Here is a 16941-nt window from a genome sequence, read left to right on the forward strand (position 1 = left end):
TTCGTTGTTTCTGGTTTTTCTGGATTCGTTGTTTCTGGTTTTTCTGGATCCGTCGTTTCTGGTTTTTCTGGATCCGTCGTTTCTGGTTTTTCTGGATCCGTCGTTTCTGGTTTCTCTGGGCCTGGTGGTGCTAAAGAAGTCAATTTGTTTAATACTTCTAATTGAACTGGACTTATCATTCCTTTTGTAATTTCAAATGGAATTGGATTAGTTAATTTTTCATAACCCTTTGGTGCTTCTACTTCTACAAGTGTGTAGTGACCTACAGATAAGTCTGAGACTTTCGCTTTTCCTTCTTTATCTGTTGCTACTTTCGTTACTACTTTTCCTTTTTCGTCATGAACTTCAAACACTGCCCCTGATAATACATTCTTACTTTCAGCAGCCATTTTTGTAATTTCTACTGAACCTTTATCTAACTGTTCATTCTCTACTTTTAGTGATAAAACTTCTGTCATACCTTTTTTGATTTCGAATGATACTGGCTCTGTTAGTTTTTTGTAGCCTGGTAAATTTTCTACTTCTACTAATTTGTAACTCCCTACAGATAGGTCTGAAATGTTTGCTTTTCCTTCTTTATCTGTTGTTACTTTCGTTACTACTTTCCCTTTTTCATCTTGGATTTCAAAGACTACACCTTCTAATGCCTTCTGACTGTCTTTGTCCACTTTTGTGATCTCTACTGAACCTTTATCTACTTGTTCGTTTTCTACTTTCAGCGATAAAACTTCTGTCATACCCTTTTTGATTTCAAATGATACTGGCTCTGTTAGTTTTTTGTAACCTGGCAAACTTTCCGTTTCTACTAATTTGTATTTTCCTACTAATAGATCTGAAACTTTCGCTTTCCCTTCTTTATCTGTTGTTACTTTCGTTACTACTTTTCCTTTTTCATCTTGCACTTCAAAGACTACGCCTTCTAATGCTTTTTGACTGTCTTTATCTACCTTTGTAATTTCTACTGAACCTTTATCTAACTGTTCATTCTCTACTTTTAGTGATAAGACTTCTGTCATACCTTTTTTGATTTCGAATGATACTGGTTCTGTTAGTTTTTTGTAACCTGGTAAACTTTCCGTTTCTACTAATTTGTATTTTCCTACTAATAGATCTGAAACTTTCGCTTTTCCTTCTTTATCTGTTGTTACTTTCGTTATTACTTCGCCTTGCTCATCTTGCACTTCGAAGACTACGCCTTCTAATGCTTTCTGACTGTCTTTATCTACCTTTGTAATTTCTACTGAACCTTTATCTAACTGTTCATTCTCTACTTTTAGTGATAAGACTTCTGTTATACCCTTTTTGATTTCGAATGATACTGGCTCTGTTAGTTTTTTGTAGCCTGGTAAATTTTCTACTTCTACTAATTTGTAACTCCCTACAGATAGGTCTGAAATGTTTGCTTTTCCTTCTTTATCTGTTGTTACTTTCGTTACTACTTTTCCTTTTTCATCTTGCACTTCGAAGACTACGCCTTCTAATGCTTTTTGACTGTCTTTATCCACTTTTGTAACTTCTACATCACCCTTGTCTAACATTTCATTTTCGACTGTTAAAGCAAGAGATTTTGTCATGCCTTTTTCAATTTGGAAAGTAATCGGATCTACTAATTGCTTATATCCTTTTGGTGCTTTCACTTCTACTAACTTATATGTTCCAACTGATAAATTAGTAATTTTTGCTTGTCCTTTTTTATCTGTCGTTATTTTAGCAACTACTTTACCTTTTAAATCACGTACTTCAAATACAACATTTTCTAATGGTGCTTTACTATCTTTATCTATTTTTGTTATCTCTACATTCCCTGTATCCAACATTTCATTTTCTACTTTTAATGATAGAACTTCGGTCATGCCTTTTTTGATTTCAAATGATACTGGTTTTTCTAGCTTTTTATAACCTGGTAAACTTTCTACCTCCACCAACTCATACTTCCCAATAGATAAATCTGAAACGTTTGCTTTTCCTTCTTTATCTGTCGTTACTTTTTCAACTACTTTACCTTTTAAATCACGTACTTCAAATACAACATTTTCTAATGGTGCTTTACTATCTTTATCTATTTTTGTTATCTCTACATTCCCTGTATCCAACATTTCATTTTCTACTTTTAATGATAGAACTTCGGTCATGCCTTTTTTGATTTCAAATGATACTGGTTTTTCTAGCTTTTTATAACCTGGTAAACTTTCTACCTCTACTAATTTATACTTTCCTACTGATAAATCATCAATTGTTGCTTTTCCATCTTTATCTGTTGTTACTTCTTTGACTACTTTATCTTTTTCATCTCGTACTTCGAAGACTACGCCTTTTAATGCTTTCTGGCTGTCTTTATCTACTTTTGTGATTTCTACTGAACCTTTATCTAACTGTTCATTCTCTACTTTTAATGATAGGACTTTCGTCATACCTTTTGTAATTTCAAATGACACTGGCTCTGTTAGTTTCTTATAACCTGGTAAGCTTTTCGTCTCTACTAATTTGTACTTTCCTACTGAAAGATCTGAAACGTTTGCTTTTCCTTCTTTATCTGTTGTTACCTCTTTGACTCCTTTATCTTTTTCATCTCGTACTTCGAAAACTACGCCTTTTAATGCTTTCTGGCTATCTTTATCCACTTTTGTAATTTCTACTGAACCGTTTTCTAACTGTTCATTCTCTACTTTTAATGATAGGACTTTCGTCATACCTTTTGTAATTTCAAACGATACTGGCTCTGTTAGTTTCTTGTAACCTGGTAAGCTTTTCGTCTCTACTAATTTGTACTTTCCTACTGAAAGATCTGAAACGTTTGCCTTTCCTTCTTTATCCGTCGTTACTTTTCTTACTACTTCACCTTTCTCATCTTGGACTTCAAATTCGACACCCGCTAATACTGAACCGTTTTCTTTGTCCACCTTTGTAATTTCTACATTACCTTTGTCTGTCATTGCATTTTCTACTGTTATCGGGAATATACCGTCCCCTGTTACATTTACTTCGAATTCTGTTTCTTTTAATTGGTATCCTTCAGGCGCTTTCGTTTCTTTTAAAATATATTTTCCTGGCGCTAACGGTTTAGAAATTGCCTTACCATCTTTATCTGTAATAATATGCTCAACTACTACACCGTCTTTTACTATATCAAACTCTGCATTTGCTAATGGTTTTTCACCATTTTCTGAATCAATTTTCTTTAATTCAATTTGACCCTTTTGCAAAGTATTTTTAATTTCAATTGCTTTTGTTTCTCCAGCTTGAAGTGTAACCTCTACTGGAATCGTTAATTTTTGATACCCTTCTGGTGCTACTGTTTCATAAATTTTATACGTCCCAGGAGCTAAAGTTTGAGGTACTGAAAAGCCGTTTTCGTCCGTTATCAGTTTTGCAACAACTTCATTTGCACTATTTCGAACTTCAAATTCGGCACCTTTTAACCCTTTGTTCGGATTCTCAGCATCTATTTTATGAATCGATACTGTACCTTCTTTTGGAGCTTCAGGCGGTGTAACAGTTACTTCTTTCGATGTTAATGTTTTATCATCAAAATGTAATTCTGCCTTATTAGGAATCTTCTTATCTACGTAAGAAGATAAGTCTGCATTAGCTTTAATTTTCGCCTTAATACTAAGGTTAATTACCTGGTCTTCATATGACTTATAGTCAAAATTCTCACCAAACGTAAATGTTACTTCACTTCTTTGTTTATCTATATTTAACGTTCCTTTAGAAGTAATATCTTGGCCATTTTGATCATATACTTTTGCCTCTAATACTTCTAAAACATCCTCTAAATCATCACTGATTACCATTGACGTATAATTAGACGGATTTTTCGGTATATGTGTACCAACTTGGTATTGAATAGCTTGATCCATTTGTGTTAACTGCTGATTCTCTACAAGCTTACCATTCTCATCGACTATATTTTTTTCAATGCTAGGTGGATTATCGTCACCTGAACCGGTTCCTCCCCCACCACTTACAAATACTTCTCCAACTTTTTCTTCAGTTACAATATTTTTACCTTCTAATTTTACTGTATTTTTATGAGGCTTTGCAGCAGGATTAGTAATCTTTGTTTTATATCTTAAAATATAACCTTTTGAGCTGTCTGGAAATTCAATTTTAAATCCAGTTTTCGTTGCATTAATTTTAATTTTAGATAAATCTGCTGGCTTAACATTTGTTGGTGCATAGCCATCTTCAAATACAGCCTCTTCTAATACTAAGCTATTTGTAATTAATTCATGCCCAGGTCCTAATGTGTCTGTTAATTTAAGATCTTGCATTTCTGTTCCAGTTGCATTTACATATACCGTCCAGTCTGCAATTGAAGGATCTTCCTGATTATAAGAACCCCATTTCAATAGATTATCTGTATTGGGCTGTGGCTTTGGTCTCTCTGTCGTATTATTTACACTTATTTCTTTATTTACGATTTGACCATCAACGTTAAATTCTAATGGGATTTTTTTAATACCATCATATGCTTCTAGACCAAAATAGAATTCTACGAATAAAGAACCTTTAATGTTATTCTTTCCTTCTACGTAATCACCCATAGTACATGTCAATAGACCCTTTTTCATCTCACATGTACCAACTGTTTTTCCTTCAGCATCTTTTAAAGGAAAACTCATATTCATAAGATCTTTTCTGAATTCTTTTGGCATATCAATTGTGAATTGATCTCCACTTTTTATTTTTTCTTTAGCTGACCACTTCACTTCTACTTTCATGCCATCTGAGGCTTGATATGGTTCAGACGTTGTACCATCAGTACGGGAAATATTAATCTCGTCCACTGGATTTTTTATCACAGCGGCTTGAATAACTGGAGCCCACACATTTAGCACTGAAAATAATACTAGAAAAACTAATGAAACCATCGAAATATGCCTTTTAGTACTTTTCATTTGCATAATTCCCTCCTATTTTTTATATTTATATAACAAAAAAAGACCGTCCGGTTGCATCAAAAATGTGCAACCAGACGATCTTAGTAACCAATATGTATTACCGTAGACTCTAAGCTTTGCGGCCTATCCTTTCGAATAGTGTGCTAAAAATATTTTTTATTCTTTTTTTGTTTCATTTTCCTCTTAAACCAAATATTACTATACCGTCTGGACGGTTATAATTCAATACTCTATAAAATTGTTCTATTTTTCTAATAAAAAAAATAATTCACCAGTGCATTAAATAAGCAATGGTGAATTATTTTACATTATATAGTTAGTATATTCTATTTATACGAACTATAAATAAGAGCTTGAATCACTTTTTCTCTTAATTCGGGGCTTAGTCTTCCAACCCCTAAATATTCCGAATACCATAATCCATCTGCCGCTAATCTAATAATTGTGGCACAAACTGAATCTATCTCATCATTTTCTATTTTATTTTGCAGTTGCTGAAATGATTGTTTTAACGGTTCAAGTAATTCAGGCTTTAGCATTAATGCTGCCATCATACTACTACCCAGCTCTTCTACTCTTCTCTCATTACTTAATCTTTCCTCTACAAAAGAACGTACCCACCTTCCTTTCTTCTCTAAGTCCTCCGCTACTTTATTGTGAATAGCGTCTTGATACTCCTCCGTCCCTTTGAATATCATGCCCTCTATTAAAGCTTCTTTAGTTGAAAAGTGATACAACAATCCACCTTTACTTATCCCCGCCTCTTTTGCTACCGCTTCTAAGGTTAACTTAGCAACCCCTTTACATTGCACAATTTGAGAAGCGGCCGCTAAAATTTTTTGCCTTGTTATACTTATACTCATTCCTTTTTAAAACCCCCATTTCTACTAAATTTATATAAATACGTATCTTATTTTTAATATCGCTGAGTAATAATAAATATTTTCTTTATACAACAAAGGCTTCATTACCTTTGAATTGTTCGTTGCTTCTTCTATTAAAAATTTCCATATCATTCAATATGATAACATCAAACACTTACGATTGACTATACATCTATACAATTATATTCGTTGAAAATATATCCATAAACACAAAATGCATACAAATTGATTATCCTTATATATTTAATCTATAATTTAAAGAGGTTTATATGTTCATAAAATAAAGTGAACTTTTATAAGGATGATTCCATTAGAAAAATTTTCTCTTAGTTATTTAATATGCTTATTAGTTTTCTCTATAACAGTAAATGTTTTACCATATGCACGCATTCTAAATTATACGGATTCATGGGGACCGATTTGGGTATCTATTATTATGTTTTCAATTCTTGGAAGCATTCCTGTTCTTATCGGTTGTTTATTAGGTGAATTTTGTTATAGAAAAATAAAAGGAAGTCAGGACCGTTAAACTGAACCTCATCATCTTCCCAATAACATATATTACAAATTTCATATGTACCTGGTGGTTCTTCTATTGTTCTATACCCGCAGCACGGACAAGTGTATTTCATTCTGTCACTCCATTATTAACTTGTTTTTTCCGATATATTCCGGCCCACAAAGAATGTAACAGCGCAAATCATAGTTATTCCCATGAAAGAAATATTAGAATCTTCATATGTAGTTGGAATCCCAACTGTTACTGAAACAATACTACAAGCTAAAAGTAAATATAATAATAAAGATATAATATAGCTTAGTTTAAATCGAAAAATGATACCTCTAAACAATAATTCCCCAAGTAGACAGCCACCTAAAATGATAGGTACTCCGAAATATAATGTAAGGACTCCCATTTGCGCAGTAGATTGAATTATCTTTCCAATTATGTTTGGCGAAGTCATCTCATCATTTTTTCCTATCCTATCATATAAATCAAGTGCCGTTACTGAAATAAAGAAACTTAATATAGAAAATGAATACGGAATTAAAAACTTGCTCACTCTCATTCACCTCGCTTTTTTGTTTCACATATATTATTCATTATTTTTACATGAAAAAATAGCCCTCTATCCTAAAACATAGAGGGCAGAATTTTTATATAAAAACCTATACCTTATCCTGAAGTGCTCCCCATAAACAGAACATCTAAACTATCTGTGCCCTATATTCTTTAGGGGATAGGTGGTTATTAGAAAGTAGTGTCTTCTTTTTTATAATATTCTTTTGAAATCTCTTCATAAAATGCAGCTGATGTCGTGTAGAAATAAGGTACTAACCATAAGAAACCGATTCCTAAAGTAAGAATACTTAAAATGAACCAACCTAAGAAACTTAAGCATAGTAAAAAGTAATCCATTTTATGTCCATTCATCATACGACGGCTTTCAGTAATCGCTTGATTCGCTGTATATTCTGGATGATCATTCAAAATAAAATATGTCATAGAATAAGAAAATGATTTAATAATACCTGGAATAATAAGAAGTAATGTCCATAGAACCAAGTACACATTCATTAGTAAATATGTTAAAAACGATTTCATAAACTTACTTCCATCGTTAAACCATCTAAATATATGACCAATACGAGCATTAGTCCCGCGAATTACATTTAAAACAAAATAAGAAGCACCTACTGTTAACGGCCCGATAATAAACATTGCAATAATAGTTACTGTAAGTGACTCATTTGCTTCTTCCCAACCCCAAAATATCGAGAAAATACCTGTAGTTAAAATTTCAACAGCTCCAATAAGGATTCCAACCAATAAGGTTGCCCCTACCGCTAATCCCCATTTTCCTTTTAATGCATCAAGTGCTTCTCTTTTTAACTGACTGATCATATATAGCCTCCTAATACTTTTTCTATATTAGTATACCATTTATATCAAAAATTCCACAGATTTTCCTGAAATAGAAGCATACTACCTTTTTTGATATGTATTGATATATGTGTGCTGTAGCTTTACTAATATATGAATTAAGTCACTCATTTTCCTATAATAAAAAAAAGCCTGCCTTTCATAATAGGCAAGCTTTTTCAAGCTAATTCTCACTCATTCTCTTCTTATACCAATCCTGCATTCTCTCCGCATCTTCTACTCTCGTATGTTCTAATTTATACTCCGATGATGCGTTAGAGAACTTATACGTACATAGATTTGCACGGCGCTGGAAATAGGATTGTGTCTTTTCCATTGATTGGACGTGCCTTCTTCTAACAAGCCCTGTATATTTGCCGACGCTGCGATATACAAGCGTAATTTGCTCTCCGTTTACACTGTAACCATTTGTTTTAAATGTTGCGTATCCAAGTGTAAAGATGAGAATCGCGAGCGGAATTAATGCCCACATGATGAAGTGCTTTTCAAAGTATATACTTATTCCAATAAGTGGGATTGCTAGCATTGCGAAAAAGATGAAACTATCAATGAGATAGCGGCGTAATGCTGCTTTTGGTAGTGAAATAATGTTTTTATTCAGTTCATATGGTAGTTGTAAATGTGCGAGTAACTGTTGTACGCGATCTTTTCGAATGATAGGATGCAGTGTAACTTTTTCTTTCTCGTCACCCAGTCCTTTACCTTGAATCACTTCTACTTGTACAGCACAATAACCGAATGGCTGACGCAAAATACTTTCTTTTATCGTAATACCTTGAATGCGGTGCAATTTTAGGACGAGTTCTTTTTTCTCAAGTAATCCTTGCGAAATGCGGACTTCATCATTTCTTCGATTCACTGTGAAATCTCCATGTTTTAGCGCATAACCGATTGTCGATATAATCCATGAAAGGACAATCAAAATAGCTATCATGAAAATCCAGCCATATATATCATGTTCCATTACATACGACTTGACGCCATTCTCTATCCATTTCGGAATGTACTCATCTACTTGGTGATACACGAAAAAGATTAATGAGAATAATAGTCCAAACTGACCAGATGTAACAGACGCTAGCAAAATTTCTTTCCAAGTTAATTTATATTCAGTCGCTTGCTTTTCCTCTGTTACGATTTCTTTTTCTACTACTTCTTCTGATGTTTCTTCTGCTTTCAATTCTGGAGTTGGATCATTTAGCATGGCAATAAGCTCTGTTGCTTCTTCTACTGTAATACCAGCTAAACTTACTTCTGCATCGTCGCCTCCCCCTGCTGTTTCGATTTGAATCTTTTTTAAGCCAAGCATTTGATATAGCACGTTAGAACTTGTATTAATCGTTTGAACACGCTCTTTATTTAAGTAGCTCTCCTTCTTCACAAAGAGCCCTTGCTTCACATGTAATACGTTATTTTCGACCCAATATGTTGTGTAATACCATTTTTCAAATGCTGAAAAAACGGTGAGTAAACCGAATGCAGCGGGGATTAAATACCAAAACGGGAATTTTCCATTTAAACTAAACATGAAAATAATGAGTGGTATAAAATCTGTTATTTTTAATTCTAATAACATCGTGATCGGATGCTGCCTCTTATACATCCTCATCACTCACTTTCGCTAATTCTGCGATTTTCGTTTTCAACATTTCTGCTTCATACATCGTTAAGCCTGGGATACTGTGAGAAGTTGCCGCTGTTGAAATGTGCAATTCTGCTAAGCCATATTTTCTCATAATCGGACCTTGTTCAATTGTCACGTGCTGTACACGAATCATCGGTACTAATACGCGCTTTACGACGAAAAGACCGTGCTGAATTTCAAGTTCTTCTTCATTTAATTGATAACTGTAATAACGTTGACGAAGTTTTGGGAATAAAAAGTACGAAAATGGTGCAAAAGCAACTGTTAGACCAATCATCACGTACAAAATCCACGCCCACCAATCAAACTTTATCATGAGGAAAAGGTAAGCTAACATGACGAGAATACCGATTCCTTCTTCAATTACAGCACGAACTTTCCACACCTTGACCATGTCAGGGTTAATTTCATTTTTCAATGGATCCATGTAACCACTCCAAATCTAGTAATCTAATATACGAATACTCTCAATCTATATTTTACATAACTTTACATAAAATTGAAATTTAATCTTCTTTCTTCTCAGGAATAAAATATCCGAACCAAAGTAGCCAAACGAAGCCAATTAACTTCATCCAACTTCCATCTGCTTGAAAAGCTTCAATCATACCTGGTATTTTATAAATCCCAATAAATCCAAGAAAACCGAGCCACCAGTTTTTTTGCATTTTCATTTTTATTCCTCCTTCATTACGTTTTTCACATTTTGAATCCAAATTTCTTTATACTTTAACTGGAATCCCATCAGCATGTAATTACTCATATTATCGATTACGAGCGCTAACGTATGAGCATTTTCTTCCGTTGCATGTTGTGACACAACGTCAAGTTCTACACCTTTCTTCAATAAATCGTGGAAACCATTTAAGAAATCTTCTTGTATTTCAAATAAGCGTTTCTGATACTTTTCATTTCGCGATGCAGTTACGATAAATTCATTTATAACGCGTAATATTCCTTCTTGCCCTTCATACTCAGAGAGCATATGTAAACCATCAGCAATTAACTTTTCTGCAAAGTTTTCTTTCGTATATTGCTCTTTATCGAAATAACTCACGAAATGATATCCAGAGAAAATTTCTTCAAATAAAAAATCGACTAACGCTTCTTTAGAAGAAAAATGATAATAAATAGCCGGTTTTGAAATACCTACCTCTTTCGCAATCATGGAAAGGCTCATCTTCTCAATGCCGTGCTCTGCCATGAGTTTAAATGATGCTTCTACAATGTTTTGCGATGTTTGTAAATTCTTCGTCATACTGTACCTCACTTATTTTTACTTACCGGTCGGTAAATAAATTATAAAATGAAACGAAACGATTTGCAAGTTAGTTAGAGTGACAGAAGGGATTTATTGGTAAATATAGAAAAGTATAAAGTAAAAGCAACATATAACAATAAGGAGGATATTCCTATGGGACTTGGCGGTAAAGGCGGTAGTGGTGGCACTGGTGGCGGTGAAGCTGGACAAGATGGTAAGAGCGTTAGTAGTGGGTATATAATACTCATTGTGCTCTTTATCGTATTGACTGTAGTCGGAGTTGGCTATAACGGGATTAACTTCTAAAAAAAGCATCCTAAATTACACATTTAGGATGCTTTCTTTTTAATTTTTATTCAGCAATCGCATACGATAACAATTCATCGTCACTTCTCCAAGTCTTTGCAGTAATTGATAGTTCGCATATGCACCGACCGGGGCACCGATTATTGGTACGAGCTGAAGCATTTTGGCTAAATCAATATAGTCTCGGTACTCTGTTTGGAACTTTTCCCAGTCCATATGATTTTCTTCTTCTGTATCCCACGTTTCGATTGCTTTCCATATTTCTTTTCGGTGGTCGTCACTTGAAAAGGCAAGTTGGAAAACGTGAAGGATAAAAAGGCGCTCTTCTTTGTTGCTCGTATCAAATCCGTACAATGTTGCTGCATCGAATAAAAATTTAATTTTAATGCCGAGTAAGAGCGGAAAGTCAGCAAGGCCAAGGAGAATACCGCCAGCTCCTGTTCCAGCCCCTTCTGCCGCTGCTATTTTTTTGTACTCATCCATTTTTTTACGTACTTCGTCGTCTCGTCTTTGCAATGACCAGTTCGTCTCTTTTAATTTCGGCTTTATAAAGTTTGATCCGGCACTAATCGTTTGCACCATCATCCGAATCGTTTCTGTTAATACTTTTTGCACTTTCGCCGGAATAAGCTGTTGTACTTTCGTCTGCACTTTCTTAGAGAACCGTGTCATCATAGAAGAATCTTTCATGAATGTAGCTTTCCACTGCTCCAATTCTTTTATAACCTTCTCTTCGTATGTAATCATAGGTTCATTCCCTTCAATTTAAACGCTCAATACGTTTCGCTCCGTATTGATAAACGAAACCGATACTAAATATTATGCTTACGAATAGTAAAATTCCCGTCATCATGAAATCTTTCGTCGCAAGGGCAAATATAACTGTAAATACAACGCTGCCAGTAAGAAGAATTGCATTTAATAAAGTAAGAAAATCTTTCTTCTTTTCTTCTCCCCCGACCGGATACAAATCAAGCCAAATCTTCATGCGGTGATGCTTCCATAACGTTAATAGCTGATAACCGATTAAATACAGGAAAATAAGGCTTACGATAAATCGTCCATATAAAAACGGAATGAAGTACAGAATAACTCCGCCAAGAGCGAGCAAGCGCATATATAAGCCAAAATAGTTACCAGATCGTAAAAACGTTCTCGTATATAAGTATAAATATGTACGTTTTTCACCAATCATCGAAAGGATGAAATCGAGCCATTTTCTGCGTGCTACTCTTTCTTTTAATGCCGGTACATCAACGAACATATTCGCTATGCGATACAGCAGCATCATCTTCTTACCTTCTTCAGAAATTAAGTACTCCCAGTTTAGCGGCTTTCCCTTCACCATTTGATGCAGTACTACAAGGTATAACATCATGAGAAGGACGATTCCGCCAATAAACATAACGGAAGTACGCTCTACAAGGAAGTACACAAATAAGCCGTTTAAAATAAAACGAATGAACCAATCTGCTCTTTGTATATTTTGATCTGTTAAAAATGACTTTTCCCACGCTACAAATAAGTTCCACGCTTTTACAATGACAAACGCGAGTACAATCCATATGTAAGCCGCTCCTGTTTGTTTCATTTGCTGGAAGTATAACGGGGCAAGCGCTGCCGCTACGATTGCGATTATGTATAACTGAATCATAAACGTAAAGAGAAATGCCTTTGTGAAGTAAGGTTTTAAATTTTCTTCAACTGGCAGCAAGTAAACGAGATCTGCTTCTTTTAATAACGTTTGAATAGATCCGGCCGTTAATACGAGACCAAGCAACACTGCCATAACGAGCGCCGCCGGAAATGAAGGTGTTAACGTTTGTAACCATTGCTGGTAATAGTACGCTCCTGCGCCGATAATGAATACGAAAATAAATTTTAAATGATCGTTAAATACGTATTTACTATATGTACGAACTTCTTTTAGAAAGTGACGAAATCGTTCTTTCCATAATGCTGTGCTATTCATAATCTTCTTCCTTTGTTAATGCAATATAAATATCATCTAACGTTGCACCTGGCATATTAAACTGTGATTGCAGTTCAGATAATGTTCCCTTCGCTCTCACTTCACCTTGATGGAGAATAATGAATGAATCACAATAACGCTCTGCTGTCGCTAAAATATGTGTACTCATTAAAATGCCCGCGCCGCTCTTTTTCATTTGATCCATCATTTGAAGGAGTGATTGAATTGCTAACGGATCAAGCCCAACGAAAGGTTCGTCCACAATGTAAAGAGATGGCTCCACTAAAAACGCACTCATAATCATTACTTTTTGTTTCATCCCTTTTGAGAAATGAGATGGAAACCACTTTAAACGATTTTTCATGCGAAACTCTTGTAATAGTTGTCCTACACGTTCTTCATATTGTTTTTCATCGACACCGTACGCCATCGCTGTTAACTTCAAATGTTCTTCTAGCGTTAGCTCATCATATAATACTGGTGTTTCTGGGATGAACGAAAAACTAGAACGGTACGCTGTCATATCGTCACGAATTGTTTTCCCATTAATTGTGACAGTTCCTTTTTTCGGTTCCATTAAACCGATAATATGTTTAATCGTCGTACTTTTACCAGCTCCATTTAAACCAATTAAGCCGACAAGTTCGCCTTTATTAACAGAGAACGAAACATCTTTTAGTACAGGGCGCTTCGTATATCCTCCTGTAACATTTTCTACACGCAATAACTCGCTCATACGACACCACTTTCTTCATTAGTATTTTCTATATTCATCTTACCAAAAATGGCGCTGTACTACATAGTATCGATGTCTTAAAAAAATTTTAAATTTGTTAGCATATATTTTTACGAAAGCGGACATCATAATTAGTGAAGAAGGAACACATTGAAAAAGCGACCACCAATTGATGAGTACAACAACATAGTTAAGTCATCATGAAATGGGGTGTCCATGTTGGACAAAGAAATTTACACATAACCAGATCATTTGTTTCATTTTAGAAACGGGGTGTCTCCGAAAGAGCATATACTGTTTTAAAAAATAAACAATTTCCTTTTATAAAGATTGCAATTCATTTCACTTGAAAATGGGGTGTCTACGGCAGAAACTTTAGCCGATTTACCGTGCATTTCTTAAATAAATGAGGTGTCTGCGAAACGTAAATTACGATAATGCTTTTTCAATCCCTCTTCAGAAAACAGGAAGCTGAGTCAGCTTCCTGTTTTTCGTGTTTGTTCTCTTATATAATTATGGTAAAATACGGCTAAGGCTACTTGAAAGGATGAGATCAATGAATCATACAGCAGATAATTGTATTTTTTGTAAAATTATTGACGGGCAAATCCCTTGCTCAAAAGTATACGAAGATGAACATGTGCTTGCATTTTTAGATATTAGTCAAGTAACAAAAGGACATACCCTTGTTATTCCAAAAGTTCACAAACAAGACATTTTTGCATTAACGCCAGAAATCGCATCACACATTTTTTCTGTCGTTCCGAAAATCGCAAATGCGATTAAAGCAGAGTTTAACCCAGTTGGCTTTAACCTACTTAACAATAACGGTGAAAAAGCTGGACAAACTGTGTTCCACTTCCACCTTCATTTAATTCCACGCTACGGTGAAAACGATGGTTTCGGTGCTGTTTGGAAATCACATCAAAATGAATACACAATGGAAAATTTACAGAACATCGCAAGTACAATTGCAAATAGTGTGAAATAGTGACACTATAATAAGAAGTAATACATAACAAGCCACTTTCCTAACGTGATTAAATATTGCAAGGCTTGTTTCTTCACTCAAGATGCCAGGGAACGTGCACCGCACAATTTTCTTTCCCTTATCTTAAAGATATGCATATTTTTTCACATCATGAATACGAACAAAAAATAAGGAGGTTTCCTTTTATGTCAAAAGCTAAATCCTTTATTACAGGTGTCATTTGCGGCGGAGCAGTTGCTGGACTAGCCGTTCTTTTCTCTACTCCTTCTTCTGGCAAAGCTATGCGCGGTAAGTTAAAAGAAAAAGGAAATGATATTAAAAAGACTTTAGCTGATATTACAGCTGATACAAAATTATTAAAACGTCAAATCGTTGAAACTGCTTCAGAAGGTAAAGAAGTGTTTCAAGAATTAAAAGACGATATGCACGATACGATTTCTAACTGGAAGCAAGACATTTCTCAAAACAAACGCCATATTGAGAAAGAGATTTTGGACATTCAAAAATCAATTGAGAAACTACAAGAAGCTGTTCCGGAAAAGGCGTAAACAAATTCCTGCTTAGTTTTTTGCATATAACAAATATTTTTTATATAAATCGACCTTAACACGGCATATCACACAGATATGCCGTGTTTTTATGCATTTACAATATATGTTATCACTTAACATGTAAGGACAACACATGTATTCACAACTCATAAAACGCTTCCATAGTTATGCATGATTTGTATAGAATGTCATTTTTCCGAAAAATTTTCACAATTCTCACAAAAAGACTTTATTAATTTTTACTTTACTGGCATAATAGATAGTAATGAAAAAGAATGTTAAAGTGGGTGAGTAAATGAAAAGTGGAGAAAAAGATTACTCGGTAAAAGAAGCGATGATTTTCAGCCAACGCATTGCTCAATTATCGAAAGCGTTATGGAAATGTGTAGAGAAAGATTGGCAACAGTGGATTAAGCCTTACGATTTAAACATTAATGAGCATCATATTTTGTCAATCGCTTATCATTTAAAAGGGGCTTCTATTTCTGAGATTGCTAAGTTTGGAGTTATGCACGTATCAACGGCGTTTAACTTCTCGAAAAAGCTGGAAGAACGCGGCTATCTTGTATTCTCAAAAAAAGAAGATGATAAACGAAATACGTACATTGAGATTACAGACAAAGGGGAAGAATTACTACTTCGCTTAATGGAGGAGTATGATCCTGAAAATAACTCTGTATTTAATGGGGCTCTTGCACTTCGTAATTTCTATGGTAAGTTCCCAGAAAATATCGAACTTATCGCTATCTTGCGCAACATTTACGGACAAGACTTCATCGATATTTTTGAGAAATCATTAGAGAATATTGAGGAGAATTTTACGGAATCCGATCAGAAGTTAGTTAAGAAGTAATCTATTTATTGTTTCGCAATCATGCTTAAGAATTCATTCATAAGCGGCTTAAATAAACCTTGTTTTGCTAGCGCTTCCGCAGTTTCGTGTACTTCGAGCTGATGTGGAAGCGCTTTTTCAAATTGATCTAACAGCGCATCGAACAAAAGAAGTCCTTCTGCTTTCTCCACTACATATTGCTCGTTCAATATTTCACAAAGATTTAGTATACGTTCAATATCTTTTTTACGAGCTTTTTTCTTTATGATCAAAGAATAAAATGGACACTTTTCTTCATCAATCATTTTAAATAGTAGGTCTACGTAGTATTCAGCTTGTTCTAATCTTCTAACAACGTCCATTTTCTCCCTCTCTTTCTAACACAAAGTCTTCTATTTCTGAATTTTATAACACGAACAAAATATCGTATGATACAATATATAAAGTATATGTATTTTACCAAAAGGAGGTCTCGCCTCATGACACTTATAACAGTTGTTTTTGTCGCATTCGCACTTCTTGTTATATTTTACACGAATTTCATGACACATACACTGTGTGAACGAAAACAAATAGCTGCGAGCCGCCAACCCGGTGTCTTTCGGGTTATTAATGTATGTATAACAATTTTATTAATTTCTAGTTATATAGAAATTATATTTCATGGAAAGTGAGGAAGGAAGCCCCTTCCTCACTTTTTTCCTCTATAAGCAAATTATACCTACTATAACCAATAAAATAAACAGTACAAGTAATAAAATAAGTTGAGAATTCATCCCCATCCCCTCCTCTTTTCTGTATATGCGGCATGCGCCCAATATGGAACACCTTCAAAATCTGACACGCACTGGTTAAATTTTCTTTATCAATATGAAATCGAGTCGAAATATGATATATTAAATTTTGTACATATT

17 protein-coding genes, 3 pseudogenes and 1 riboswitch are annotated in these 16941 nt (G+C 34.5%); of the genes and pseudogenes, 6 read left to right on the plus strand and 14 right to left on the minus strand.

Annotated features, from left to right (window positions below):
• Together DT250_RS28865 and DT250_RS28870 are read right to left on the minus strand one after the other, a co-directional pair.
• Positions 1 to 4907, minus strand: a 4907-nt coding sequence (locus tag DT250_RS28865; RefSeq protein WP_149214205.1) for a SpaA isopeptide-forming pilin-related protein, incomplete at its 3' end; no start/stop codon positions are given.
• Between the two features lie 59 nt (positions 4908 to 4966).
• A riboswitch (cyclic di-GMP riboswitch) is annotated at positions 4967 to 5059 on the minus strand.
• A 171-nt stretch (positions 5060 to 5230) separates the two neighbouring features.
• Positions 5231 to 5767, minus strand: coding sequence for a TetR/AcrR family transcriptional regulator (locus DT250_RS28870; protein WP_149214172.1), 537 nt, complete (start codon positions 5765 to 5767; stop codon positions 5231 to 5233).
• Between the two features lie 322 nt (positions 5768 to 6089).
• Here DT250_RS28870 and DT250_RS28875 point away from each other — a divergent pair.
• Positions 6090 to 6311: pseudogene (locus DT250_RS28875) on the plus strand (hypothetical protein); the annotation flags it as partial.
• Here the strand turns inward: DT250_RS28875 and DT250_RS28880 are convergent.
• The 7 genes and pseudogenes from DT250_RS28880 to DT250_RS28905 all read right to left on the minus strand — a co-directional run.
• Positions 6301 to 6420: pseudogene (locus tag DT250_RS28880) on the minus strand (CPCC family cysteine-rich protein); the annotation flags it as partial. The pseudogenes DT250_RS28875 and DT250_RS28880 overlap by 11 nt on opposite strands.
• Positions 6417 to 6852 (minus strand): annotated as a pseudogene (locus DT250_RS28885) (hypothetical protein). The pseudogenes DT250_RS28880 and DT250_RS28885, both read right to left, overlap by 4 nt.
• A 188-nt stretch (positions 6853 to 7040) precedes the next feature.
• Complete coding sequence (locus tag DT250_RS28890) at positions 7041 to 7694, minus strand: DUF975 family protein (RefSeq protein ID WP_131933761.1); 654 nt, start codon at positions 7692 to 7694, stop codon at positions 7041 to 7043.
• A gap of 202 nt (positions 7695 to 7896) precedes the next feature.
• On the minus strand, positions 7897 to 9336 hold the full coding sequence (locus DT250_RS28895) for a PH domain-containing protein (RefSeq protein WP_149214206.1): 1440 nt from the start codon (positions 9334 to 9336) through the stop codon (positions 7897 to 7899).
• Positions 9329 to 9805 (minus strand): PH domain-containing protein, encoded by a 477-nt coding sequence (locus DT250_RS28900; RefSeq protein ID WP_149214174.1) that lies wholly within the window; start codon positions 9803 to 9805, stop codon positions 9329 to 9331. The genes DT250_RS28895 and DT250_RS28900 overlap by 8 nt, the downstream gene beginning before the upstream one ends.
• A 79-nt stretch (positions 9806 to 9884) precedes the next feature.
• Positions 9885 to 10052 carry a hypothetical protein gene (locus tag DT250_RS31910; protein WP_179952875.1) on the minus strand — a complete coding sequence of 56 codons (168 nt, stop codon included), beginning with the start codon at positions 10050 to 10052 and terminating at the stop codon, positions 9885 to 9887.
• 2 nt (positions 10053 to 10054) lie between these two features.
• Positions 10055 to 10636 (minus strand): TetR/AcrR family transcriptional regulator, encoded by a 582-nt coding sequence (locus DT250_RS28905; protein ID WP_088057532.1) that lies wholly within the window; start codon positions 10634 to 10636, stop codon positions 10055 to 10057.
• Between the two features lie 156 nt (positions 10637 to 10792).
• Here DT250_RS28905 and DT250_RS28910 point away from each other — a divergent pair, with 156 nt between their 5' ends.
• Complete coding sequence (locus tag DT250_RS28910) at positions 10793 to 10945, plus strand: sporulation protein YjcZ (protein ID WP_149214175.1); 153 nt, start codon at positions 10793 to 10795, stop codon at positions 10943 to 10945.
• Between the two features lie 39 nt (positions 10946 to 10984).
• Here DT250_RS28910 and ecsC read toward each other — a convergent pair whose 3' ends face one another.
• From ecsC to ecsA, 3 genes are read right to left on the minus strand one after another with little or no spacing between them, the layout of a single operon-like run.
• Complete coding sequence (gene ecsC / locus DT250_RS28915) at positions 10985 to 11692, minus strand: ecs operon protein EcsC (protein ID WP_149214176.1); 708 nt, start codon at positions 11690 to 11692, stop codon at positions 10985 to 10987.
• Between the two features lie 13 nt (positions 11693 to 11705).
• Entirely contained in the window at positions 11706 to 12917 is a 1212-nt protein-coding gene (gene ecsB, locus DT250_RS28920; protein WP_149214177.1) for an ABC transporter permease EcsB, read from the minus strand.
• Positions 12910 to 13653, minus strand: coding sequence for an ABC transporter ATP-binding protein EcsA (ecsA, locus tag DT250_RS28925; RefSeq protein WP_001292603.1), 744 nt, complete (start codon positions 13651 to 13653; stop codon positions 12910 to 12912). The genes ecsB and ecsA overlap by 8 nt, the downstream gene beginning before the upstream one ends.
• Before the next feature lie 556 nt (positions 13654 to 14209).
• On the opposite strand from ecsA, the gene DT250_RS28930 reads away from it, so the two are divergent.
• The 3 genes from DT250_RS28930 to DT250_RS28940 all read left to right on the plus strand — a co-directional run bounded on the left by DT250_RS28930 (position 14210) and on the right by DT250_RS28940 (position 16048).
• Positions 14210 to 14644, plus strand: coding sequence for an HIT family protein (locus DT250_RS28930; RefSeq protein WP_001016840.1), 435 nt, complete (start codon positions 14210 to 14212; stop codon positions 14642 to 14644).
• Between the two features lie 185 nt (positions 14645 to 14829).
• Positions 14830 to 15192 (plus strand): YtxH domain-containing protein, encoded by a 363-nt coding sequence (locus tag DT250_RS28935; protein ID WP_087985644.1) that lies wholly within the window; start codon positions 14830 to 14832, stop codon positions 15190 to 15192.
• Between the two features lie 298 nt (positions 15193 to 15490).
• Entirely contained in the window at positions 15491 to 16048 is a 558-nt protein-coding gene (locus tag DT250_RS28940; protein WP_000834920.1) for an HTH-type transcriptional regulator Hpr, read from the plus strand.
• Between the two features lie 5 nt (positions 16049 to 16053).
• On the opposite strand, the gene DT250_RS28945 is transcribed toward DT250_RS28940, so the two are convergent.
• Positions 16054 to 16389, minus strand: a complete 336-nt coding sequence (locus tag DT250_RS28945; protein ID WP_000383652.1) for a DUF1878 family protein — start codon at positions 16387 to 16389, stop codon at positions 16054 to 16056.
• Between the two features lie 117 nt (positions 16390 to 16506).
• Between DT250_RS28945 and DT250_RS28950 the strand changes: the two genes are divergently transcribed.
• Entirely contained in the window at positions 16507 to 16701 is a 195-nt protein-coding gene (locus DT250_RS28950; protein WP_000172690.1) for a hypothetical protein, read from the plus strand.
• A 30-nt stretch (positions 16702 to 16731) separates the two neighbouring features.
• Here DT250_RS28950 and DT250_RS32760 read toward each other — a convergent pair whose 3' ends face one another.
• A complete protein-coding gene (locus DT250_RS32760) occupies positions 16732 to 16845 on the minus strand; it encodes a hypothetical protein (protein ID WP_002007073.1) in 114 nt (37 codons plus the stop codon).
• Positions 16846 to 16941: the final 96 nt, after the last annotated feature.

Origin of the sequence: Bacillus sp. AR2-1 (assembly GCF_008368755.1) — a bacterium.
Lineage (GTDB): Bacteria > Bacillota > Bacilli > Bacillales > Bacillaceae_G > Bacillus_A > Bacillus_A wiedmannii.